This is a genomic window from Myxosarcina sp. GI1 (assembly GCF_000756305.1).
Taxonomy (GTDB): Bacteria; Cyanobacteriota; Cyanobacteriia; order Cyanobacteriales; family Xenococcaceae; genus Myxosarcina.
In genome coordinates this window covers 1-1,132 of record NZ_JRFE01000053.1, presented here as the reverse complement: position 1 = coordinate 1,132, position 1,132 = coordinate 1, and the positions used below count along the sequence as shown (strand labels likewise).

Here is a 1,132-nt window from a genome sequence, read left to right as displayed (position 1 = left end):
ATAGATTTAGATCAAAATCACAGCATTGAAGAGTTTGTGGGAACAGAACCCCAACAAGATCCTACAAAAACTTCCCTCGCGCTTTTTGACTCTAATTTCAAAGGAGACTATCCTTTTATTTCTCCTATTTTGGGAACTGATAAAATTGGCTTAATTCAAGGTCATTCCGATATCGAGCATTTAAAAGAGGTACTTTCTAAAAAAAGACGAAGGGAATATATTTTACAAAAAATATTTTCTTCTTATCCTCTTAACTTCGATTTGATAATTATCGATCTTCCTGGAGGATACGACATTCTTACAGAAAATGTAGTTGTTGCTAGCACTGATATTTTAATCCCCCTTATCAAGGAACTTTTACTGAAATTGCTCTATCGGCAGCCGACAATCAAATTGGTGCGATCGCCAATCAAATTCAAAGGGCAGTGGCTTTAAGATGGGAAGCCCGCGAACTTCCCGAACCACAAAAGGTAGGCTATGTCAAAACCATTGCTAAAAAGATGTCTGGATTATTAGAAAAAGATCGCTCTCTACCCGACAAATATGGCGATCGCGTCAAGTTTTTAGCCAAATTGCCAGAGCGACTTTCAGCAGAAGAAACTAATCGAGCCTTGAAAACAGTTGAAGGAATTAATTTCGATTTAGTAGCCGATCTTGGTAACGAGTTGCAGGTTGCCGTTGATGGACCGAAGAGTGCGGCTCGTCCCGATGGGGAATTACTAAAAACTTTAAAGGCGATCGGTAGCTATAAATATCCGCAGTGGTTGCTAGATAAGAAGAACCCAGAAGCTTATCAAAACCGAGAAATGAAAACTAATGGCTACTCCCCAATCGACTTGATAGTAGCCGAGACAAATAAGCATTTTCAGCAAAATCAGCTTGTGTCAGAACCTACCGTGTCGTTTCGCCCACTATTTTCTGACATCAAGTTCGATCGCGCCTTAGAAGAATTAGCACGTTCGGTTAGGGATACTTACAATTCTCTAATAGCTGAGGCGATCGCTACTGAAAAACAAGTAGACCAACCTGTACTTAAAGTAACTTCGGCAACTAGCGGTAGAACTATTGAGATCGACAATCTACTTAAGTTTGCCAAATCGGATTCACCAATCTGGAAAGCCAAAAAGTTAGA

The 1,132-nt window shown here is 39.9% G+C and carries 1 protein-coding gene and 1 pseudogene; both read left to right on the top strand.

The annotated features are described in order from the left end of the window. A partial coding sequence (locus KV40_RS27870; RefSeq protein WP_036488092.1) for a ParA family protein occupies positions 1–435 on the top strand: 435 nt, incomplete at its 5' end. Next, positions 426–1,132 (top strand): annotated as a pseudogene (locus KV40_RS27865) (hypothetical protein); the annotation flags it as partial. The gene KV40_RS27870 and the pseudogene KV40_RS27865, both read left to right, overlap by 10 nt.